Consider the following 21703-nt stretch of genomic DNA (forward strand, 5'->3'; position numbering starts at 1 on the left):
ACTGTCCACCGCAATCTCCGGCCTGCGTCTTCCCCAGGGCGCACGGTCCCCGGGGTCCGTCGGCGCACTCCGCGCGGCGTACGACGGGGCCCGATCCCGAACCGTCCCCGGCCGGAGACCCGGACCCGCGGCGCGGCGGGCCCGTCACCACACCCCATGGGAGACCTGAAACTGATGCACACCGACCTCGTGGCCGCGCTCGACATCGGCGGCACCAAGATCGCCGGAGCGCTGGTGGACGGCCACGGCCGGATCGTCCTGCGCGCGCAGCGCCCGACGCCCGCCCAGGAGGACGGCGACACCGTGATGCGCGCCGTCGAGGACGTCATCGGTGAACTGGCGGTCTCCCCGCTGTGGAGCGGCGCCGGAGCCCTGGGCATCGGCAGCGCGGGCCCCGTGGACGCCTCCGCCGGCACGGTGAGCCCCGTCAACGTCCCCGGCTGGCGCGGCTACCCGCTGGTCGAGCGGGCCTCCGAGGCCGCCGGCGGACTGCCCGTCGAACTGATCGGCGACGGCGTCGCGATCACCGCGGCCGAACACTGGCAGGGCGCCGCCCGCGGCCACGACAACGCGCTGTGCATGGTCGTCTCCACCGGCGTGGGCGGCGGGCTCGTCCTGAACGGTCAGCTCCACGCGGGCCCCACCGGAAACGCGGGCCACATCGGGCACATCAGCGTCGACCTGGACGGCGATCTCTGCCCCTGTGGCTCCCGGGGCTGCGTCGAGCGCATCGCCAGCGGCCCGAACATCGCCCGGCGCGCCCTGGAGGCGGGCTGGCGGCCCGGCCCCGACGGCGACAACTCGGCCGCCGCGGTCGCCGAGGCGGCCCGCGCCGGCGACCCGGTCGCCGTGGCCTCCTTCGAACGGGCCGCGCAGGCCCTCGCCGCGGGCATCGCCGCGACCGCGACCCTGGTCGAGATCGACATCGCCGTGATCGGCGGGGGAGTGGGCAAGGCCGGCGAGGTGCTCTTCGCGCCGCTGCGCCGGGCCCTGGCCGACTACGCGACGCTGTCCTTCGTCCGCCGCCTGACCGTGACGCCCGCCCTGATGGGGACCGACGCCGGGCTGGTCGGCGCGGCTGCGGCGGCACTCACCCGCCGCTCGCGGACGGCTACGGCACACGTCTGATCCTGTGGTCCCGGGTCGCTTCGTACACATGCGACCCGGGGGCGCCGACGGGCTTGGGGATTCCGCCGACCAACTCGGGGATTCCGCCGACCAACTCGGGGATTCCGCTGACCAGCTCAGATATTTCGCCGGGCCTCAGCCGTCCGGTGGGTGGGTCGGGGCCGTGCCGGTGCATCAGCCCGTCGCCGTTGGACGGGGATGTGTTGGACGGGGATGTGGGCGTCGGTGGCGACGGGCATCGATGTACCGGGCACGGCCCCTCGCGCCGGATTCCGGCTGCGGGTGCAGTTATCAGCTCCTCCGGTCCGCCGCTCGGGTACGTCAGGGGACCAGGTGGCACTCCTCACCCACCCGGCCGGATCGAGCGGTCCGGATGAAGGTGTCCGGTCCACCCGTGACTCCGTCCGGTCTGCGTAGTTGAACCGGGCATGAAGAAGCGCAGCATGCTCGCCATCGCCTCCCTGGCCACCGGGTTCGTCGTCGCGGCGATCACACCGTCCCACGCCCTGAGCGGGGACGCCCTGAACGACCTGAACGTCAACGACACGCTCAGCTCGCTCGACCACACCGTCGGCACCGACAGCCTGGCGGTCGACGAGGGCGCCCTGGGCGGCCAGGAGAGCTGAAGGCCCCCGCGCCGCGCCGGTGTCCCCGTCACGGGGCACCGGCGTCGCCTTGTCGGCGCCCTCATCAGCGGCTGGTTTCCGTGGCAGGGTGGAGCGGGCAAGCCTCAGGGGGCCACAGAAGAGGGGGAATCGTGATCGTCTGGATCAACGGTGCGTTCGGTGCGGGAAAGACCAGCACCGCACGGGAACTGATCGAGCTGATCCCGAACAGCACGCTCTTCGACCCCGAGATCGTCGGGGCCACACTCACGCAGCTGCTCCCGGCCAAGCACCTCGCCGAGGTCGGCGACTTCCAGGACCTGCCGATCTGGCGCCGGCTCGTGGTCGACACCGCGGCCGCCCTGCTCGCCGAGCTCGGCGGCGTCCTCGTCGTCCCCATGACCCTGCTGCGGCAGGAGTACCGCGACGAGATCTTCGGCGGCCTCGCCGCGCGCCGGATTCCCGTGCACCATGTGCTCCTCGCTCCGGCGGAAACGATCCTGCGGGAGCGAATAGCCGGGCGGGAGGTACCTCCGGACCTCCCCGACGGCGAGATGCGCGTCCGCCAGTGGTCCTACGACCACATCGAGCCCTACCGCGCCGCGCTCCCGTGGCTCACGGCCGACGCCCACCCGGTCGACACCAGCGCGCTCACCCCGCACGAGTCGGCCCTGCGCGTCGCCGAAGCCGTCCGCACCGGCGACGCGCCCGTGTGCGACATCGTGCAGACTCCCGAACCCACCGCGGAGACGGTCGCCGCCGGAGTGCTCCTCTTCGACGACGACGACCGGGTCCTGCTTGTCGACCCGACCTACAAGGCGGGATGGGAGTTCCCCGGCGGGGTCGTCGAGGCCGGCGAGGCCCCCGCCCGCGCCGGTATGCGCGAGGTCACCGAGGAGACCGGGATCACCCTCGACGAAGTGCCCACGCTGCTCGTCGTCGACTGGGAGACCCCAACACCGCCCGGCTACGGCGGTCTGCGGCTCCTCTTCGACGGCGGCCGCCTCGACGAACAGGCCGTACGAGGACTTCTCCTGCCGGGACCGGAACTGCGCGGCTGGCGGTTCGTCACCGAACAGGAGGCGGCCGACATGCTGCCGCCCGTGCGCTACGAACGCCTCCGTTGGGCCCTGAGAGCCCGTGAGCGAGGCGCGGCGCTGTACCTGGAGGCCGGAGTGCCGCTCGGCTGACATCGCCGCTGCGAGCCACTCGTTCGGCCGCTCCGTACGGTCCTGTCGGCGGCCTGCTCCGCAGGGGTCTGCGTCGGCTGCTCCGTACGGCCCACCTGCCTGCGGCTGCTCCGTACGGACCCGCGCCGGCTGCTTCGTATGGACCCCGGAGCCGCTCTGTACGCGCCCGTAGCCCGGCGACGGTCGGAATTCCCGTGCCGTGATCCACCGGCCATGGAACGACCGGACATGACAAGGGCCCTCGCTTGCGTGCGAGGGCCCTTGCCGTGGTGGGCGACGATCAGCTCCGGCTGGATCAGCTCGCCGCGTAGTTCCGCAGGAACAGCGCCTCCGCGACCGACAGACGCTCCAGCTCGTCCGGCGAGACGCTCTCGTTCACCGCGTGGATCTGCGCCTCCGGCTCGCTCAGACCGATGAGCAGGATCTCCGTGTCGGGGTACAGCGAGGCCAGCGTGTTGCACAGCGGGATCGAGCCGCCCATGCCCGCCGACTGCATCTCCTGGCCCGGGTAGGCGACCGCCATGGCCTCGGCCATCGACGCGTACGCGGGGCTGGAGGTGTCGGCGCGGAACGCCTGGCCCTGGCCGACACTCTCGGTGCGCACCCGCGCGCCCCACGGCGTGTGCGCCTCGATGTGCGCCTCCAGCAGCTTCGTCGCCCCGACCGCGTCGACGCCCGGCGGCACCCGCAGGCTGATCAGCGCACGAGCACCCGCCTGCACCGACGGCGTCGCGCCGACGACCGGCGGGCAGTCGATCCCGAGCACCGTGACGGCCGGACGCGCCCAGACCCGGTCGGCGACGGTGCCGGAACCGATGAGCTCCACCCCGTCGAGCACCTTGGCGTCCTCACGGAACGCCTGCTCCTCGTACTGGAGGCCGTCCCACGCGGCCTCGCCCGCCAGGCCGTCCACGGTCGTCGAACCGTCCTTCGCCCGCAGCGAGTCCAGGACGCGGATCAGCGCCGCCAGCGCGTCGGGCGCGGCACCGCCGAACTGACCGGAGTGCAGGTTGCCTTCGAGGGTGTCCACCTGCACCCGTACGAGGGTCATGCCGCGCAGGGTCGCGGTGACCGTCGGCAGGCCCGCCCGGAAGTTGCCCGCGTCGCCGATGACGATGGTGTCGGCGGTCAGCAGCTCGGGGTGCGCCTCGGCGTACCGCTCGAGACCGCCGGTGCCCTGCTCCTCGGAACCCTCGACGATGACCTTGACGTGCACCGGAACGCCGCCGTTCGCCTTCAGGGCACGCAGCGCCAGCAGATGCATGACGACACCGCCCTTGCAGTCGGCGCTGCCGCGTCCGTACCAGCGGCCGTCGCGCTCCACCAGCTCGAACGGCGGTGTCGTCCAGGCGGCTTCGTCCAGGGGCGGCTGCACGTCGTAGTGCGCGTACAGCAGGACCGTCTTCGCGCCCTCGGGGCCGGGCAGGTAGCCGTACACCGACTGCGTGCCGTCCGGGGTGTCGAGCAGCGCCACGTCCTGGAAGCCCTCGGAGCGCAGCGCGTCCGCGATCCAGTTGGCGGCACCCTCGCTCTCGCTCCTCGGATACTGGTCGAAGTCCGCCACCGACTTGAAAGCCACCAGCTCGGCGAGTTCCGCCTTCGCCCGCGGCATGAGCGAGGCGACGGTCTCGGCGACCGGATTCGACGACATGGGCACGCTCCTTGTAGGTGCGACGTTGTACTTCTATGTACAGATGATCGAGTGATGCGTACTGGTGTACAGGACGCATCCGTGGCAGATCCTCCCACAGCGGCCTGCGATGACGCCCGCCGTAGGATGCGGGGGACAGGTGCGGCAGACGGCTGGACTGGGAGCAGTAGACCAACGTGAGCAGCGAGAACTCTTCGGCGGACGACGAGCGGCGTGCGGCGGACGACGAACAGCAGGTGTGGGACGTCGTGGTCGTCGGCGGAGGGCCGGCGGGCGCCTCGGCCGCCTACGCGGCAGCGGTCGCGGGACGCAGCGTCCTGCTGCTGGAGAAGGCCGAACTGCCCCGCTACAAAACATGCGGCGGCGGCATCATCGGCCCCTCACGGGACGCGCTGCCCCCGGGCTTCGAACTGCCGTTCAGGGACCGGGTGCACGCGGTCACCTTCTCGATGGACGGCAAGTTCGCCCGCACGCGGCGGTCCCGGCACATGCTGTTCGGGCTCATCAACCGCCCGGAATTCGACCAGCAGCTCGTGGAGTTCGCGCAGAAGGCCGGCGCCGAACTGCGGACGGGGGCCACGGTCTCGCGCGTCGAGCAGCACGGTTCGGCCGTGCCGGACCGGCGCACCGTGGCCGTGGTCCTGCAGGGTGGAGAAACCGTTCTGGCGCGCGCGGTCGTCGGTGCCGACGGCAGTGCCAGCCGGATAGGAGCCCACGTCGGTGTGAAGCTCGACCAGGTCGATCTCGGCCTGGAGGCCGAGATCCCGGTGCCGGAGACGGTCGCCGAGGACTGGCGGGGCCGTGTCCTGATCGACTGGGGCCCCATGCCCGGCAGTTACGGATGGGTCTTCCCCAAGGGCGACACGCTCACCGTCGGCGTGATCTCCGCGCGAGGCGAAGGTGCCGCCACCAAGCGGTACTTGGAGGACTTCATCGCCCGGCTCGGCCTCGCCGGCTTCGAACCGTCGATCTCCTCGGGCCACCTGACGCGCTGCCGCGCCGACGACTCGCCGCTGTCGCGCGGCCGGGTCCTCGTCTGCGGTGACGCGGCGGGACTGCTCGAACCCTGGACCCGTGAGGGCATCTCGTTCGCGCTGCGCTCCGGGCGCCTCGCCGGCGAGTGGGCCGTACGGATCGCCGAGGCGCACGACGCGGTGGACGCCCGCCGCCAGGCGCTGAACTACGCCTTCGCGATCAAGGCCGGGCTCGGTGTCGAGATGAGCGTCGGCAAGCGCCTGCTCGGAGCCTTCGAGCGTCGCCCCGGCATGTTCCACGCCGGGCTCACCGGACTGCGCCCGGTGTGGAAGGCCTTCACGGGAATCACCCGCGGCTCCACCACGCTCGGGGAGATCATCCGGACGCACCCGATGGTCGGGCGCGCTCTGACGAGCCTCGACCGCCGCCCCCAGACGGCGGAAGGCGCGGAGGACTAGCCGAGGGGCGGCGAGCTGAGGGGCGGCGAGCTGAGGGGCGGCGAGCTGAGGGGCAGCCGGCCGAGGGCCGAAGACCGCGAGCAGGCGAGCGGAACCCGAGCCTGTCCGGCGATTCCCGACACGCCCGGAGACTGCCGGGGCGGACGGGAGACGTCGGACGGGCTCGGGGTTCACCGGGGTTCACGGGGGTTCCTCGGGTTCACCGGGGTTCGGCAGAGGACGCGGCCGACGTCAGTGCTCGACGGTGATCCGGAAGACCGGGTGGTCGGGAGCGATGCGCCGCAGCTCCTCGTCGGACGAGTCGGGTCCCACACCGCCGAAGAACACGCCGACCTCGGCCTTCCAGTGCTTGAGGTACGCGCGCAGGATCGACGCCTTGTCGTCGTCGGCCACCTCCACCGCCGTGAAGGTCTCCACCTTCTTGCCGAGGCGCAGCTCGCCCCCGCCGGCGGCCCGCATGTTGTGCGTCCACTGCACGTGACCGCGGGGTGCGACGAGGTACCGCTGACCGTCGAGGGTGAGCGGATTGACGGGGGTGGTCCGCCACTCACCGCTCTTGCGGCCCCGGACGGCCAGGACGCGCGAGCCGCGGAGGCTCAGACCGCGCTTGGTGATCCAGGCCACGGCACGGTTGAGGACGTTGACGGTGAACCAGCCGGGCTTCTGGACGTGTGTGGACACGGTGACCTCTCGGGGCGGGCGAGTTGATGAGAGCGCCGATCTGTTTTGTGAGCACCGCTCTCGCTTGAGAAGAGTCTGCATCGGATCGGTGATCCAATGCAAGAGCAGTGCTCTCGTTTTTGTGCGCCGATCTCTTTTGTGACGGGTGATCTCCTGGCGGAGCATCGATCCGTTTTCAGATCGCCGCTCTCGTTTGTGTGCACTGCTCTGAAAACATGGGACACTGCACCGTATGAGTACCGCGCAAGGGGCACGCGCCCGAGCCAGGATCGAGGTCACGGCGGCCATCAAGGACGAGGCGCGCAGACAGCTCGCCGCCGAGGGTGCCGCCAAACTCTCGCTGCGGGCCGTCGCCCGCGAGCTGGGCATGGTCTCCTCCGCCCTCTACCGGTACTTCCCCAGCCGGGACGACCTGTTGACCGCGCTGATCATCGACGCCTACGACTCGCTGGGCGAGGCGGCCGAGTCGGCCCATGCCGAGGTGGCCGCCGCCGGACCCCGCGAGCGCTGGATCGCCGTGTGCGTGGCGGCGCGGCGCTGGGCGCTGGAGCATCCGCACGAGTACGCGCTCATCTACGGTTCGCCCGTCCCTGGGTACGTCGCGCCGCAGGAGACCGTTCCGGCCGCCTCCCGGGTCGGGCTGCTCCTGATCGGAGTCGTCCGAGACGCGTACCGGGGCAAGGGGGTGGCCCGTACGCCGCTGTCCGACGGCTTGAAGGCGGAGGCGCGGCGGATGGCCGCCGACCTCGCGCCCGATCTACCGCCCGAGGTGGTGGTGGCGCTGGTGGCCTCATGGGCGCAGCTCTACGGGCTGATCGGGTTCGAGCTGTTCGGCCAGTTCAACCAGGTCGTGGAGGACCGGGAGCCGTTCTTCCGGCATGCGGCGGGGCGGCTCGCGCAGGACGTGGGGCTGGTGTTCCCGGAGGCGGGTGGGCCCGCGGCGGGTCCGACTCCGGCGTAGGCGGGCTTTTCTCGGCGTGGGCCGGGCCGCGCGCTCGGTGCGGGGCGACTTCTGTCGGCGTAGGCGCTGCTTGGCGTGGACGACCGCCATGAGGGCGGACGACGCCTGCCTCGGCGTGAACGGTGCCTCCTCGGCGTCGACCGGGCCCTCCCCCCGGCGTGGCACCGCGCCCCCTCGGTGTGAACGTGCCCCTCCGGCGTCGACCGTGCCTCCCCCGGGAAGGACCGTGTCTCCCTCGGCGTGGTGCGTGCCGCCACGGGCGCGGGGCGAGTCTCCCTGGCGTGGTGCGTGGTGCGTGGTGCGTGGTGCGTGGTGCGTGGGGCGTGGGCCACCGGTGTCGGCCGGGTCTCGGTCGGCTCGTACTCCGTGGGGAGTACGGGTGATCACCTCGCCCGGCGGACGCCGCCGTCGCGGTCGGCCGTCTAGCGTGACGGCCATGGAAGAGCAGCACACACCCGCGCCGCGGACGTGGGGCGGTCCGTCGCGCTGGTGGCACGGGCCGCCCGGGTGGGACCGCCGGGACGACGAGGGGCGCCGCGCGCGCTGGCCCTGGCGTTCCACGCTGCTGCTCACCGCTTTCGTGTTGATCGGTTCCAACTTCGCCGCCCACGCCCAGCAGGGCGACCGGCTGGCCCTGGACCCCTTCTCCCGGGCGCTTCTCCTGGTGGGCTCCGGCCTGCTGCTGTGGCGCCAGCGCCATCCCGTGGTCGTCGTGTTCGGAACGGCCGCGGTGGCCCTGGTCTACGTGGCCGCCGGATATCCGTACGGGCCGGTCTTCCTCCCCGTGGCCGTCGGCTGCTTCAGCGCCGTGGTGGCCGGGCACCGCAAGGCGGCCTGGACGGCGCTCGGCCTGCTGTGGGCGGGGCATCTCGTGGTCGCCCACTGGCTGTACCGCCAACTGCCCCCGACGGGCGACCACCCGCCCTCCTGGATGCAGGAGATCGGCATCGCCACCTGGGTCGTGGCGGTGGTGGCCCTGGCGGAGCTGGTCCGGGTGCGCCGCGAGCAGTGGAGCCGGGAACGGGCCGAGCGCGCGCAGGCGGCCCGGCGCCGCGCCGACGAGGAACGTCTGCGGATCGCGCGTGAACTGCACGACGTGCTGGCGCACAGCATCTCGGTGATCAACGTCCAGGCGGGCGTGGGCCTCGCGCTCCTCGACTCCGATCCCGAACAGGCGCGTACGGCACTCACCACCATCAAGGCGGCCAGCAAGGAGGCGCTCGGCGAGGTCCGGCAGGTGCTCGACACGCTCCGAGCGCCCGGGGAGGCGCCGCGCGCGCCCGCTCCCGGGCTCGACCGGCTTCCCGAACTGGTCGAGCAGGCGGCGAGCGCCGGTCTCACCGTCGAGATCGAGGGTGAGGTACCGGCGCCGGCGCCCGGCACCGACCTCGCCGCGTTCCGCATCGTCCAGGAAGCGCTCACCAATGTCGTACGGCATTCGGGGTCGCGCCGGGCACGGGTGCGGTTCGATCACGAGCGGGGCGTGCTGCGGCTGCGGATCGACGACGACGGTCCGGCCACCGGCGCGGACGCGGGGGGAAGCGGCAACGGGCTTGCGGGCATGCGGGAGCGGGCGGCCGCGCTGGGTGGCACGATCGAGGCCGGTCCACGCGACGACGGAGGGTTCCGGGTGCTGGCCGTACTGCCGTGGAAGGCCAAGGAGGAGAACCGGTGATCCGCGTCCTGCTCGCCGACGACCAGTCGCTGGTCAGGGCCGGCTTCAAGGCCCTGCTCGACGCCCAGCCGGACATCGAGGTGGCCGGGGAGGCCGCCGACGGCGAGCAGGCGGTGCGGGCGGTCCGTGAACTGGTTCCGGACGTCGTCCTGATGGACATCCGGATGCCCGTGCTGGACGGCCTCGCCGCCACGCGCCGTATCACCGGCGACGCGGCGCTCGGGGACGTCAAGGTGGTCATGCTCACCACGTTCGAGCTGGACGAGTACGTCTTCGAGGCCATCCGCTCCGGTGCCTCCGGCTTCCTCGTCAAGGACACCGAGCCCGAGGAACTGCTGCGCGCGGTACGGGCGGTGGTCGAGGGCGACGCCCTGCTCTCGCCCGGGGTGACCCGTCGGCTGATCTCCGAGTTCGCGGCGCGCTCGAAGCAGCCGGAGTCGGTCGCGAGCCTGGCCGAACTCACCGAGCGCGAACGGGAGGTGATGGCGCTGGTCGGCATCGGCCTCTCGAACGAGGAGATCGCCCGCCGCCTGGTCGTCAGCCCGCTCACGGCCAAGACCCACGTCAGCCGGACGATGGTGAAGCTGGGCGCCCGCGACCGCGCCCAACTGGTCGTACTCGCCTATGAGTCGGGGCTGGTACGACCGGGCTGGCTGGGCTGAGGGACGGCGGCTTCCCGGTGGAAGCGGAACAGCACGGTGGCCACCCGCAGTGCGAAGAGGGCGGTGGCAAGGGTGCCACCCACGGTGACGAGCGCGTGCACGGTGGCGGACGACAGGTCCAGGAAGAGAGCGGGACCGGTGACGACCCCGAAGGCGACCGCCGCCACGAACGCGGCGCTGGCCAGGGCGTATCCGATCTCGACAGTCACGGCGTCGCGCCGTGCCTGATGCTGTGCATGGGTGTGTGGCGCCCGCGTCACGTCGGCACGGCTGCGGTAACCACCCGCGATTTCCCCGTTGTTGTTCATGGGCCGAGTCAACAGCCGTGCGCCCGGCGGAGCAAGAACCCCGCCGGGCGTGTGCGTCGGGTGATCAGCTGTCGAGGACGCCGACCCGTTCCGGCGCCGGCTCCGCCACCGTCTGGTCGGGGTGTACGGGCTCGTCGGAGCGGGCGACGACGAGGGACTCCCGTCGGCGCGTGGTGCGCAGGCCGGGCAGGGTGATCAGCAGGCCGGCCAGGGCGATGCCGGTCACCACCATCAGGCCGGTGCGGTAGCTGTCGAGGACGTCCTGGGGCGAGGATCCCGCGGAGGAGCTCGCGGTGACGACGGCCGTGACGACCGCGAGGAAGATCGCGCCGCCGACCTGCACCGAGGTGTTGAGCAGGCCCGAGACCATGCCCTGCTCATGGTCGTCGACGCCGTTGGTCGCCTGGATGTTGAGGGACGGGAAGACGAGGGCGCACGCGGCGCCGATCAGCAGCATGGTGGGCAGGATGAGCGTCGCGTAGACGGGGTCGAGGTCGACGCGGAGGAACAGCGCGTACCCCGCGACCATCAGGGCGAAGCCCGCCGCGATGAGGCGGGGTGTGCCGAACCGGTCGACGACGGCACCCACCTTCGTGGAGGACAGGGCGACCAGTGCACCGGCCGGCAGGAAGGCGAGCGCGGTGTGCAGGGCCGACCAGCCGAGCAGCGACTGCATGTACAGCGTGACGAGGAACTGGAAGCCGACGTACGAGCCGAAGAACGCCATCGCGCCGAGCTGGGCCCGGACCTGGCTGCCGGAGCGCAGCACGCCGAGCCGGATCAGCGGGCTCGCGCTGCGCCGTTCGACGCGGACGAAGACGGTGAGCAGCACGGCGACGGCGAGGAAGGACAGCAGGGTCCGGGCCGATCCCCAGCCGGCTTCGGGGGCCTGGACGACGGTGAAGACGAGCAGCAGCATCGAGGCGGTGCCGAGGACGGCGCCCGGGATGTCGTAACCGCCGTGGCTCTTCTCGCGTTCGCTGCGCGGGATGAGCTTCATGCCCGCGAACAGTGCGGCGACCGCGATGGGGGCGGGAAGCAGCATGGTCAGCCGCCAGCTCGCCTCGGTGAGCAGCCCGGACAGGACCAGGCCCATGGAGAATCCGGTGGCCGCGCAGGTGGTGTAGATCGAGAGCGCGCGGTTGCGCAGCGGGCCCTCCGCGAACGTCGTGGTGATGATCGACAGGCCGGCGGGCGCGGTGAACGCTGCGCTCAGCCCCTTGATGAACCGGCTGGCGATCAGCAGCGGGCCCGAATCGACGAGGCCGCCGAGCAGCGAGGCGAGCGCGAACACGGCGAGGGCCACGAGGAAGACCTGACGGCGGCCCAGCAGGTCGGCGGTGCGTCCGCCGAGGAGCAGCAGCCCGCCGTAGCCCAGGATGTAGCCGCTGACGACCCATTGGAGCGTCGAGGTGGAGAGGTCGAGTTCGGAGCCGATGGACGGCAGTGCCACGCCGACCATCGACACGTCCAGCGCGTCCAGGAACATCGCGGCGCAGAGCACGAGCAGGGTGCCCCACAGCCGGGGGGTCCAGCGTCCCGGCGCGGGGTGGGTGAGCGGAGAGGTCATGCGGTCGACAGTACATGCACATGCATTCAATGCAAGCGCATTTAATTACGGCGCAACAAAGTCGATTCTTTGCTACGGTGCGTGCATGGCTGCCGAGAATGCCGAGCAAGGGCTCGTGGACCAGTGGCGCGGCATCCTGACGGTGCACGCCCGCACCCTGTGCGAACTCGACCGCGAGTTGCATCCCCACGGTCTGGGAGCCAGTGACTTCGAGGTCCTCGACCTGCTGACGACGGGGACGGCCGCGGACGGCGGCCCCAGCTTCCGCGTCCAGGAGATCTCCGAGCGCGTCCATCTCAGTCAGAGCGCCCTGTCCCGCCTGATCGGACGTCTGGAGAAGGACGGCCTCGTGACGCGCGGAATGTGCGCCGAGGACCGACGCGGCGTGCGGGTGTGCGTCACCCCGAAGGGGCGTGAACTGCACGGCGAGGTACTGCCGTTGCAGCGTGCGGTCCTGGCCCGGATGCTGGCGGGCGACCCGGTGGCCTGCGGGGAGTGACCCGGCTGCCGCCCGGTCCGCGGTTCCCCGCCGATGCGGAGGCCGGGCCGGCGAAAGTGCTCCTCAGCTCCAGGTGATGGCGGACTTCTCCCGCCACAGCGTGGCGAGTGAGGCGTCACCCGTCACGGCCGGGAACGGGGCGCGGTTCCACAGGGCCAGGTAGAGCCCCGCGGCCGTTCCCGCCAACTCGCAGTCCACGCCCGCGTCCACCTCACGATGGGTATCCGGGTCAGCGCCGCGCTCGGCGAGCGGCGGTCCGGACGACAGGCGTACGGTCCACACGGCGTCCGCGCGGTCCGTGGCCCGCACGCGCAGCACCCGGGGTTCCTCGGTGCGGACCCTGCTCCTGTCCCGGCCGTGGAATCCGCGCAGCAGCTCGTCGATCCCGTCGACCGCGAAGTCCGAGGGGACGGCGGTGGGTTCCCCGCCGAGTGCCGACTCAGCGTCGACCCGGTGCACCGTGGTCTCGTGCGCCTGGCGGCGCGCCCAGAAGGCCAGCGGCGAGGGCGCCGGCAGGAAGCTCCAGCACCGCACGTCCGGCGAGGCGTCGGTCAGCGTGTCCACGAGCCGGCGGTGCCCGTCGCGGAACCAGGTCAGCAACTCGTCGTGGTCCAGATCCGGCAGACCGCCGTCGGGGTGGTACGAGGTGAGCCCCTCGGCGACGAACGCGGTGGCCCAGCGGTGGACCATGCCCGTGTGCCGCACCAGATCCCCGACCTGCCAGCCGGGGCAGGTCGCGACCTCGGCGTCGGTGCCGGCCTTCTCCGCGGCGGTGGCCAGCGACCGGCCCTCCCGGTCCAGGGTCTCCACGAACTCCCGAATCTCCATGCCGAGAAGTGTGCCCGACGCGGGCGCCGGGCGCGGAGGGCGGGGCTGAAGTGCGGGGGAGGGGAGGCGACTTCAGCGTGTCGGGGCTGGGGCTCGGCTCTGCTGTCGCCTCGCCCGGCGCCCCCACCCCCGTCAGCCCGGGGGCCCGGCACTCCCATGCCCCGTCAGTACGTTGCGCCGGGGTGCCTCCCCATGCCCGTCAGCCCGTCGCGGCGCGGCGCGTCGTGAAGCCGATCAGGGCGGCCACGGCCGCCAGCGCCGCCACGCTCGTGAGCGCCGTCGGCAGGGAGTACCAGTCGGCCATGAACCCGATGGCGGGCGGCCCGATCAGCAGACCCCCGTATCCGAGGGTGGAGGCGACGGCGACCCCGTTCGCCCCGGCGAGCGCGCCGGCCCGGTCGACCGCCACGGGGAAGACGTTGGCGAGGCCGAGCCCGGTGACGGCGAATCCGAGGAACGCGGCCCAGACGGAAGGTGCGAGCGAACCGAGCAGCATGCCGAGCGCGGCCGTCGTGCCGCCCATGACCACCGTGCGGGTCCGGCCCAGCCGTTCGAGCAGGGCCGTCCCGCTCAGCCGGCCGATCGTCATGGCGAGGGCGAAACAGGAGTAGCCGACGGCGGCGGTCCCCGGGCGGGAGTCCAGGTCCTGCTGCAGATGGAGCGCGCCCCAGTCGGCGAGGGCGCCCTCGCCGTACGAGGTGCACAGGGCGATCAGCCCGAAGACGACCACCAGGCCGCGGGTGCGGGAGTCGAGACGGCGGCGCTGTCCGGATGCGTCGCCCTGTGGGCGGTCCGGTGCGACCGGGACCTGCTCGCGGAGCAGCGCGCGTCCCGCGACGGCGGTCACGAGCAGGCCGACGACGGCGACGCAGACCAGGTGGCGGGTCGGTGACAGATACCCGGCGACCAGCCCGCCGAGAGCCGCTCCGAGCATGCCGCCCAGGCTGTAGGCCGCGTGGAAGCTGGGCATCACGGGGCGTCGTAGCGCGGCCACGAGATCGACGGCCGCGCTGTTCATGGCGACGTTGATCCCGCCGTAGCCCACGCCGAAGACCAGCAGGAACAGTCCGAGGAGCGGTACCGAGTGGGCGAGCGGGGGCAGGACGATGCTCAAGGACAGCAGCGCCGCGCAGGCCACGGTCACCGGGTGACTGCCGAACCGCCGGCACAGGCGCCCCGTCAGCATCATGGTGATCACGGCCCCGGCGGAGACGCCGAGAAGGGCGAGGCCGAGCGCGCCCGCGGAGGCGCCGGTCTGGTGCTTGATGGCGGGGATACGGACGACCCACCCGGCGAAGACGAAGCCGTCCAGGGCGAAGAAGGCGGTGAGGGTGACACGGAGTCGGGTGAGGGAACGATCCGGCACGACACTGTGCGGGACCGTTTTGTTTATGAGCGGCACAAACTCACGTTAGACGGCTGACCTGCTCGGGGCAAGGGGAGGGGCGGGCCGGGATTCGAGGGCCGCGATCATGCGAATGCGCTGGTGGAGGCCGGATGGAGTCCCGCTCGCGTATCCGTGGAGCCGGGCTCGGGGCCGTGGCTTCGGTCGGGCCGGGCTCGGGGTCGTACGGCGTTGGTCGAGCCCGACGTGTGGCTTGTACGGCTTCGGTCGAGCCGGGCTCGAGTGTCATACGGCTTCGGTCGGGCCCGGCTCGGGGGCCGAACAACGTAGGTCGAGCCGCGGACCATCGATCGGTGCGGCCCGCGATCGGGGTGAGCCGTCGGCGCCCACGTGTCCCGCTCGGTGGCGAGCCGCTCCAGAAGCCGGGGCCGCCGTCCGGAATGCGGATGGCGGCCCTCGGTGTCGTGCCTTTGTTCAGCGATCGTGCTCTGTACCGCGAGCGGTTCGGGTGTTCACCGCACCCGCCCGGGAGCCCCCGCCGAAACATGAGGCGCCTGGGCGTCGTGTGGCGCCCGCCGAAACGCGAGGCGCCCGGGGTGGATCCGGACTCAGGCCGCCGGAGCCGGGAACGTCGGGTACTCCACGCCCGAGACGTGCTGGACGACGCGGATGACCTGGCAGGAGTAGCCGAACTCGTTGTCGTACCAGAGGTAGAGGATCGCGTTGTCGTCCTCGACCTTGGTGGCGCCGGCGTCGACGATCGAGGCATGGCGCGAGCCGATGAAGTCGCTGGACACCGCGTCGGGGGCGCTGATGAAGTCGATCTGGCGCTTGAGCGGCGAGGTCAGCGACACGTTGCGGAGGTAGTCGAGGACCTCCTCGCGGGTCGTCGCGCGGCCCAGACGCAGGCTGAGGATCGCGATCGAGACGTCCGGCACCGGAACACGGATCGAGCTGCCGGTGATCGGCGCCTTGAGGTCGGGCAGCGCCTTGGCGACCGCGGAGGCGGCACCCGTCTCGGTGATGACCATGTTGAGCGGCGCGGAGCGGCCGCGACGGTCGGAGCTGTGGTAATTGTCCAGCAGGTTCTGGTCGTTGGTGAACGAGTGGACGGTCTCCACGTGGCCGCGCAGAACGCCGTACTCCTCGGCCATCGCCTTGAGCGGCGGCACGATCGCGTTGGTGGTGCAGGAGGCGCAGGACAGGATCTGCTCGTCCGGCTTGATCGTGTCGTGGTTCACGCCGTGCACGATGTTCGGGACGTCGCCCTTGCCCGGAGCCGTCAGGACGACCTTGTCGATCCCGGGGCGCAGGTGGTTCGAGAGGCCCTCGCGGTCACGCCACTTGCCGGTGTTGTCGACGAGGATGGCGTCCTTGATGCCGTACGTCGTGTAGTCGATCTCGGACGGGTCGTTGGCGTAGATGACCTTGATCTCGTTGCCGTTGGCGATGATCGTGCTGTTCGCCTCGTCGACCGTGATCGTGCCCTGGAACTGGCCGTGGATGGAGTCGCGGCGCAGCAGCGAGGCGCGCTTGACGATGTCCTGGTCGCCGCCCTGGCGCACGACGATGGCGCGCAGGCGAAGGCCGTTGCCGGAGCCGGTCTTCTCGATGAGCAGGCGGGCGAGCAGACGGCCGATGCGGCCGAAGCCGTAGAGGACGACGTCACGGCCCTCGCGGCGCTCGATCTTGTTCTCACCGGTGGCCCCGGAGACCGCCTCGGCGGTGAACTCCTCGACGGACAGGCCGCGGTCGTCGGCCGCGTACGTCGCGGCGAGCATGCCGATGTCGATCTGGGACGGGCCGAGATCGAGCGTGGTGAGCGTCTGGAGGAACGGAAGCGTGTCGGTGACCGAGAGCTCCTCGCCGGCGATCTGCCGGGCGAAGCGGTGGGTCTTGAGGATGCTCACCACCGACTTGTTCACCAAGGAGCGGCTGTGCAGGAGAACGGTGACGTCCTGCTCCCGGTGCAGCCTCCCGATGATGGGGATCATCGACTCCGCGATCTCTTCGCGGGTCTTCCAGTTGGTGAACGCGTCGTCGTTGACAGTCACAGGAATCATCTTTCGAGCTAGGTGGCGCTCATATGGTAACCGGACCCTGTTTCTGACGTTCATGCGGTGTCCACTCGTGGGGAGGCCGACGTCCGCCGGGGCGTTCGTGGCATGGGATCGGGGGCGGTCGGGTGCCTCCCGCGAGCGTGCTTCGGCCCGCTGGCCCGCTGGCCCGCCGGCCGGGTGACGGGCGCAGGCGGGTTCCGCGCGGTGAGCCAGGTCCTGCCTCCGCACGGTGAGGCAAGACCTGCGCTTCCGCGCGGCGAGGCAGGACCTGCGCCTCCGTGCGGTGAGCCAGGTCCGGTGCCGTGAGCCGGGTCCCGCCCCGCGGGTCGGAGCCGTCAGGCGCGGGCGGTCGTCAGGTCGAAGGGCCGGACGGGCCGGACGGTCATACGGCCAGGACCTCGATGCCGGCTTCCTCGAACCGTCCGATCGTCTCGGGCCCCGCCGCCGCGTCCGTGACGAGGGTGTTCACCGACTCGGCCGCGCAGATGCGGGCGAACGCGCGCTGCCCCAGCTTGCTGGAGTCGGCGGCGACGATCACGCGCTCGGCCCGCTCGCACAGCAGGCGGTTGATCGCCGCCTCCGCCTCGTCGTGGGCGGCCGCTCCGTGCGTGGCGTCGAACGCGACCACGCCGAGCACCGCGACGTCCAGGGTGATCTGCTTGAGGACGGCGTCCGCGAGCGGCCCGATCAGCTCGTACGACTGCGGCCGGGCGACCCCGCCGGTCGTCACGATCTTGAACTGGGGGCGTACGGCGAGCTCGTTCGCGATGTTGAGCGCGTTCGTGACCACGGTCAGCGCGGGGGAGCCGGACGCCAGGTCCGGGCGTACGGCGAGCGCGCGGGCCACCTCGGTCGTCGTGGTCCCCCCGGTGAGGCCCACCGCCTCGCCGGGGGCGATGAGGTCGGCGACCGCCTTCGCGATGCGCTGCTTCTCGGAGGCGTGACGGGCCGTCTTGTAGCGCAGGGGCAGTTCGTACGAGACGCCGTGCACGACCGCGCCGCCCCGGGTGCGCACGAGCATCTGCTGCTCGGCGAGCTGGTCGAAGTCGCGCCGGATCGTCGCCGCCGAGACCTCCAGCCGCGCCGCGGCCTCCTCGACGTCCAGACGGCCCCGCTCCACGAGCAGCTCCAGCAGCGCCTTCCATCGGGCGTCCCGCGACATCGGCGCTCTCCCTTCCTCGCTCCTCCGCGACCTTAACGCACCCCAACCGCGTCCAGATGCTTGATTGTGCTCGAAACCTCGCTATATCTTGCAGAAACGAGCATCGGTGGGAGGGGTAAGCCATGACGTATGTCGAGGACGAACTGAACAGCCAGCCCGAGTGCTGGATCCGCGCGGCCGACGAGGCGGCGGCGCACGCGGCCGCGCTGCCGGCGCCGGGGGAACGTGTCGCGATCGTGGGATGCGGCACCTCGTTCTTCATGGCGCAGGCCGCGGCCGTGCTCCGCGAACAGTCCGGGCAGGGGGAGACGGACGCCTTCGCCGCCTCGGAGTTCCCCGCCGGCCGCTCGTACGATCGCGTGGTCGCCCTGACCCGTTCCGGGACGACCACCGAAGTGCTCGAACTGCTCGGCCTACTGCGCGGACGGACCCGTACGACCGCCGTCACCGCCGACCCGGACACACCCGTGATGAAGTCCGCGGACGACGTCATTGTGCTCGGCTTCGCCGACGAACGCTCCGTCGTGCAGACCCGGTTCGCCACGACCGTGCTCACCCTGCTGCGCGCCCACCTCGGCCTGCACGGCGAGGCCGTCGTCGCGGACGCGCGCACCGCGCTCGACACCCCGCTGCCCGAAGAGCTCGTCGGCTGCTCGCAGTTCACCTTCCTCGGCCGCGGCTGGACGGTCGGGCTCGCCAACGAGGCGGGGCTCAAGATGCGGGAGGCGTCCCTCGCCTGGACCGAGGCCTACCCCGCGATGGAGTACCGGCACGGCCCCATCAGCATCACGACACGGGGCACCGCCACCTGGATGCTCGGCGAAGCGCCCGACGGGCTGGCCGAACAGGTCCGCGGGACCGGGGGTCTGTGGGTCGGCGGGGGCCTCGACCCGCTCGCCGAGCTCGTCCGCGCCCAGCGCCTCGCCGTCGCCGTCGCCGCGGCACGCGGCCTCGATCCCGACCGGCCCCGCCACCTCACCCGCTCGGTGATCCTCGACGGCTGAACCGCCCGCCGTTCCCCGCGCTCACCGAGCCCCCGGAAGCCGCCGCAGTCGCCGCCGTCACCGGGGCCACCAGGGCCACCGGGCCCTTGAGGTTACCGGGGCCGCCGGGGCCACCGAGCCCTTGAGGTCGCTGGTGCCGCCGGGGCCACCGAGCCCCTTGAGGTCGCCGGTGCCCCCGGGGCCCCCAGCCCTTAAGGCCACCGGTACCGCCGAAGCCACCGCCCCGGCTCGGCTCGATCCCCCATGGAACAGGAGGAGTTGTGCCCCTCGCAGCAACCGGAGAGCTGGTCGCCCGGACCGCCGAGCCCCGGACCGCCGTCGCCGCCTTCAACGTCATCACCCTCGAACACATCGAGGCCGTCATAGCGGGGGCGGAGTCGGTCGGCGCGCCCGTCGTCCTCCAAGTCAGCGAGAACGCGGTCAAGTTCCGCCACGGCAGGCTGCTCCCGCTGGCCCGCGCCGCGACCGCCGCCGCCGAACGGGCCTCCGTGCCCGTCGCCCTGCACCTCGATCACGTACAGAGCGACGAGCTGCTGCGCCAGGCGCCCGGTGCCGGGTTCAGCTCCGTCATGTACGACGCCTCGGGCCTGCCGTACGAGGAGAACCTCGCCGCGACCCGCGCCGCCGCCGACTGGGCCCACGCCCAAGGCCTGTGGATCGAGGCGGAGTTGGGGGAGATCGGCGGCAAGAACGGCGAACCCCCGCGGGACGCGCACGCGCCGGGTGCCCGTACCGACCCCCAGGAGGCCCGGGCCTTCGTGACCGACTCCGGCGTGGACGCCCTGGCGGTGGCGATCGGCAGCTCGCACGCCATGACCACCCGCACCGCGGCCCTCGACCACGACCTCCTCAAGCGCCTTGCCGCCGCGCTCGACGTCCCCCTCGTCCTGCACGGCTCCTCCGGGGTGCCCGACGGGGAGCTGCGGGCGGCCGTCGAGGGCGGAATCGCCAAGGTCAACGTCGGTACCGCGCTGAACATCGCGATGACGGGCGCCATACGGGAGTTCCTCACCGCCAGCCCCGACGCCGTGGACTCGCGGAAGTACCTGGGGGTGGGGCGCGAGGCGATGGCGCGCACCGTGGCGGGGCTCATCTCCGTACTGCGGGGGTGAGCGGCCTCGCCGGGGAGAAGCGAGGGGGCGCGTCGCCGTGCCGAGGGTCCCGGCCCCGTCCGGATACCCCTGCAGCCGGACATGCGCCCCAAAGCGACCCCTCCCCGGGGGTCGCTGCCGGTGGAAGCCGTTTTCCTCATGTGCTTTTGCACCGACGACAGTTCGAGCGGGTGACAAGGTGGCTAGGGTGAACGACTATGAGGAGGCCGAAAGGGCACGGCGGGCTCGCGGGTGAACCTACGCCCCGGAGACCGCTCGGGCACGCGTCCGTAAGCCCCCATGAACGCGGGGAGCAGGGGTTTGCGGTGTTTTCGGGGCAGGTCGGGCACCGGTCCGGGCGCAGGACGGAGAAGGCCTTGAGCGGTCAACTTCTGGCCGGTATCGGTAGGTTGGCGGGTGGGGGCCGGCTGTACGCCCCGGTGAACAGGACGATCCCGGAATCCGGCCCGCGCCCCGGCGCGCATCGGGGACTCCGGCCTCGCACACTCCTGGGTCCGATGTGAACGGACTGATCTACTACCTCGCCGCCGCCGTCCTCTGGATGGGCCTCGCCGCTCAGCTCCCGGATCTGCGCCGGCACCGCAGGGACCCGCTCAAACGGTCGTTCTGCGCGGTCATCTTTCTCTCGGGACTCTGTTTCGTGCTCGGGGCGCCGCCCACCGTCGCTCTCGTCAACAGCCTTACGGGCATTCCGAACATGGCGGCACCGCTGACCTACGGCGCGGTGACCGCCTTCGGCGCGGCCTCGCTCATCCTCATCGTGCACTGGCGGGGCAGCGACCCCGCCCAGGTGCGGCGCACGTCGCGGGCCTGGCTGTTCAGCTACCTGGGCGTGATCGCCGCCGAGGGCGTGCTGTTCTCACTGGGCGACGCGCCCGTGGAGCGCCGTGCCGACTTCGACACCTACTACGCCTCGACGCCGTTCATCCGGGAGATGATCGTGCTGTACCTGGTGGCGCACATGGTGGCGGCGGTGACGACGACCCTGTTGTGCTGGAGCTGGATACGGAAGGTGAAACGCTGGACGCGGGGCTCGTTGGTCCTGCTCGTGCTGGGCTGGCTGTTCACCAGCGCCTACAGCGTCGTCAAGTTCGTCGCGCTGACCGCTCATTGGCGCGGGGACCACTGGGACAGCCTCAGCACCAGCGTCGCGCCGCTCGTGGCGGTCGGCTCCTGTCTGGCCTCCGCCGGCTACATCCTTCCCCTCGTCGGTCCGCGCGTCGACTCGGCCGTCACGTTCGTGCGGCTGCGTCCGCTGTTCCAGCTCCTGGCGGGGCCGGGCAGCCGGCGGCGCTGTTTCGGCGCACTGTCGTGGCGGATGATCGGTGACGTCGAACTGCGGCTCACGACAAGGGAGACCGCCATTCGCGACGGTCTCAAACGGCTCGCCGGACAGCTCGACGACCAGGTGCGCAGCCGCGCCTACCGGGACGCTCTGGCCGCCGGATCCTCGGCGGCGGAGGCCGAGACGATCGGGATGGCCGCGATGGTGGCCGTGGCCGCTCTCGCGGAGGCGCCGACTCCCATGGGGGAGACCGGCACCATCGGCATCTCGGTGGGTGACGTCGACGTGGTGGTCTCGGTCAGCGCGCGCGTGCGTCGGCCGGCCGTCGGTTCGCGGTCGTTGGACACGGGCCAGCCGTCCCTGCTGAGCCTGTCCAAGGCGGTGCGCACACCGATCGTCGACGCCGCGATCCAGTCCCGTAGAACCGCGGTGCGACAGCCGTCCTGAGCACGCCCCGCGCCTCGGCCGTCCCGGCCCCTCACGCGACGGTGGCACGGAGGCCCGCAGCGTGAAAGGGCGGGACCGACGTCCGTACGGCGAGCGA

Annotated in this window: 19 protein-coding genes; 11 read left to right on the forward strand and 8 right to left on the reverse strand. The window is 71.8% G+C overall.

All coding sequences use genetic code 11. From position 1 onward, the window contains the following. Window positions 1–174 precede the first annotated feature (174 nt). The 3 genes from ACZ4TO_RS16600 to ACZ4TO_RS16610 all read left to right on the forward strand — a co-directional run bounded on the left by ACZ4TO_RS16600 (window position 175) and on the right by ACZ4TO_RS16610 (window position 2923). Entirely contained in the window at window positions 175–1128 is a 954-nt protein-coding gene (locus ACZ4TO_RS16600) for an ROK family protein (protein WP_468024790.1), read from the forward strand. A 428-nt stretch (window positions 1129–1556) separates the two neighbouring features. Continuing rightward, window positions 1557–1754, forward strand: coding sequence for a hypothetical protein (locus tag ACZ4TO_RS16605; protein ID WP_382786707.1), 198 nt, complete (start codon window positions 1557–1559; stop codon window positions 1752–1754). A 128-nt stretch (window positions 1755–1882) separates the two neighbouring features. Further along, a complete protein-coding gene (locus tag ACZ4TO_RS16610; RefSeq protein ID WP_468024791.1) occupies window positions 1883–2923 on the forward strand; it encodes an NUDIX hydrolase in 1041 nt (346 codons plus the stop codon). 295 nt (window positions 2924–3218) lie between these two features. On the opposite strand, the gene ACZ4TO_RS16615 is transcribed toward ACZ4TO_RS16610, so the two are convergent. Further along, window positions 3219–4574 carry a dipeptidase gene (locus ACZ4TO_RS16615; protein ID WP_385039641.1) on the reverse strand — a complete coding sequence of 452 codons (1356 nt, stop codon included), beginning with the start codon at window positions 4572–4574 and terminating at the stop codon, window positions 3219–3221. 176 nt (window positions 4575–4750) lie between these two features. Here ACZ4TO_RS16615 and ACZ4TO_RS16620 point away from each other — a divergent pair, with 176 nt between their 5' ends. Further along, complete coding sequence (locus ACZ4TO_RS16620; protein WP_382786701.1) at window positions 4751–6007, forward strand: geranylgeranyl reductase family protein; 1257 nt, start codon at window positions 4751–4753, stop codon at window positions 6005–6007. 231 nt (window positions 6008–6238) lie between these two features. On the opposite strand, the gene ACZ4TO_RS16625 is transcribed toward ACZ4TO_RS16620, so the two are convergent. After that, window positions 6239–6688 (reverse strand): nitroreductase family deazaflavin-dependent oxidoreductase, encoded by a 450-nt coding sequence (locus ACZ4TO_RS16625; RefSeq protein WP_382786698.1) that lies wholly within the window; start codon window positions 6686–6688, stop codon window positions 6239–6241. A 232-nt stretch (window positions 6689–6920) separates the two neighbouring features. On the opposite strand from ACZ4TO_RS16625, the gene ACZ4TO_RS16630 reads away from it, so the two are divergent. From ACZ4TO_RS16630 to ACZ4TO_RS16640, 3 genes are all read left to right on the forward strand, one after another. Next, window positions 6921–7649, forward strand: coding sequence for a TetR/AcrR family transcriptional regulator (locus tag ACZ4TO_RS16630; protein ID WP_468024512.1), 729 nt, complete (start codon window positions 6921–6923; stop codon window positions 7647–7649). Window positions 7650–8085: 436 nt separating this feature from the next. Continuing rightward, complete coding sequence (locus ACZ4TO_RS16635) at window positions 8086–9324, forward strand: sensor histidine kinase (protein WP_468024513.1); 1239 nt, start codon at window positions 8086–8088, stop codon at window positions 9322–9324. After that, on the forward strand, window positions 9321–9986 hold the full coding sequence (locus ACZ4TO_RS16640; RefSeq protein WP_468024514.1) for a response regulator: 666 nt from the start codon (window positions 9321–9323) through the stop codon (window positions 9984–9986). The genes ACZ4TO_RS16635 and ACZ4TO_RS16640 overlap by 4 nt, the downstream gene beginning before the upstream one ends. On the opposite strand, the gene ACZ4TO_RS16645 is transcribed toward ACZ4TO_RS16640, so the two are convergent. Next, a complete protein-coding gene (locus ACZ4TO_RS16645) occupies window positions 9947–10195 on the reverse strand; it encodes a DUF6332 family protein (protein WP_468024515.1) in 249 nt (82 codons plus the stop codon). The genes ACZ4TO_RS16640 and ACZ4TO_RS16645 overlap by 40 nt on opposite strands. A gap of 163 nt (window positions 10196–10358) precedes the next feature. Further along, window positions 10359–11864, reverse strand: a complete 1506-nt coding sequence (locus ACZ4TO_RS16650) for an MFS transporter (RefSeq protein WP_468024516.1) — start codon at window positions 11862–11864, stop codon at window positions 10359–10361. An 85-nt stretch (window positions 11865–11949) separates the two neighbouring features. Here ACZ4TO_RS16650 and ACZ4TO_RS16655 point away from each other — a divergent pair, with 85 nt between their 5' ends. Beyond that, window positions 11950–12363, forward strand: coding sequence for a MarR family winged helix-turn-helix transcriptional regulator (locus ACZ4TO_RS16655; RefSeq protein WP_468024517.1), 414 nt, complete (start codon window positions 11950–11952; stop codon window positions 12361–12363). 63 nt (window positions 12364–12426) lie between these two features. Here the strand turns inward: ACZ4TO_RS16655 and ACZ4TO_RS16660 are convergent, their stop codons facing one another. The 4 genes from ACZ4TO_RS16660 to ACZ4TO_RS16675 all read right to left on the reverse strand — a co-directional run bounded on the left by ACZ4TO_RS16660 (window position 12427) and on the right by ACZ4TO_RS16675 (window position 17758). Continuing rightward, the gene (locus ACZ4TO_RS16660; protein ID WP_385039628.1) at window positions 12427–13191 is read right to left on the reverse strand and encodes a maleylpyruvate isomerase family mycothiol-dependent enzyme; all 765 of its coding nucleotides are present in this window, start codon (window positions 13189–13191) and stop codon (window positions 12427–12429) included. Window positions 13192–13390: 199 nt separating this feature from the next. Next, complete coding sequence (locus ACZ4TO_RS16665) at window positions 13391–14557, reverse strand: MFS transporter (protein WP_468024518.1); 1167 nt, start codon at window positions 14555–14557, stop codon at window positions 13391–13393. Between the two features lie 587 nt (window positions 14558–15144). Continuing rightward, complete coding sequence (locus ACZ4TO_RS16670) at window positions 15145–16590, reverse strand: glyceraldehyde-3-phosphate dehydrogenase (RefSeq protein ID WP_385039622.1); 1446 nt, start codon at window positions 16588–16590, stop codon at window positions 15145–15147. 388 nt (window positions 16591–16978) lie between these two features. Then, window positions 16979–17758, reverse strand: a complete 780-nt coding sequence (locus tag ACZ4TO_RS16675) for a DeoR/GlpR family DNA-binding transcription regulator (RefSeq protein WP_385039619.1) — start codon at window positions 17756–17758, stop codon at window positions 16979–16981. Between the two features lie 122 nt (window positions 17759–17880). Between ACZ4TO_RS16675 and ACZ4TO_RS16680 the strand changes: the two genes are divergently transcribed. From ACZ4TO_RS16680 to ACZ4TO_RS16690, 3 genes are all read left to right on the forward strand, one after another. Next, the gene (locus ACZ4TO_RS16680) at window positions 17881–18762 is read left to right on the forward strand and encodes an SIS domain-containing protein (RefSeq protein WP_468024519.1); all 882 of its coding nucleotides are present in this window, start codon (window positions 17881–17883) and stop codon (window positions 18760–18762) included. Between the two features lie 260 nt (window positions 18763–19022). Continuing rightward, window positions 19023–19874, forward strand: a complete 852-nt coding sequence (locus ACZ4TO_RS16685; RefSeq protein WP_468024520.1) for a class II fructose-bisphosphate aldolase — start codon at window positions 19023–19025, stop codon at window positions 19872–19874. A gap of 499 nt (window positions 19875–20373) precedes the next feature. Then, a complete protein-coding gene (locus tag ACZ4TO_RS16690) occupies window positions 20374–21606 on the forward strand; it encodes an MAB_1171c family putative transporter (RefSeq protein WP_382786661.1) in 1233 nt (410 codons plus the stop codon). The last annotated feature ends 97 nt before the right edge of the window (window positions 21607–21703 follow it).

This window comes from Streptomyces sp. NPDC028298 (assembly GCF_055565895.1).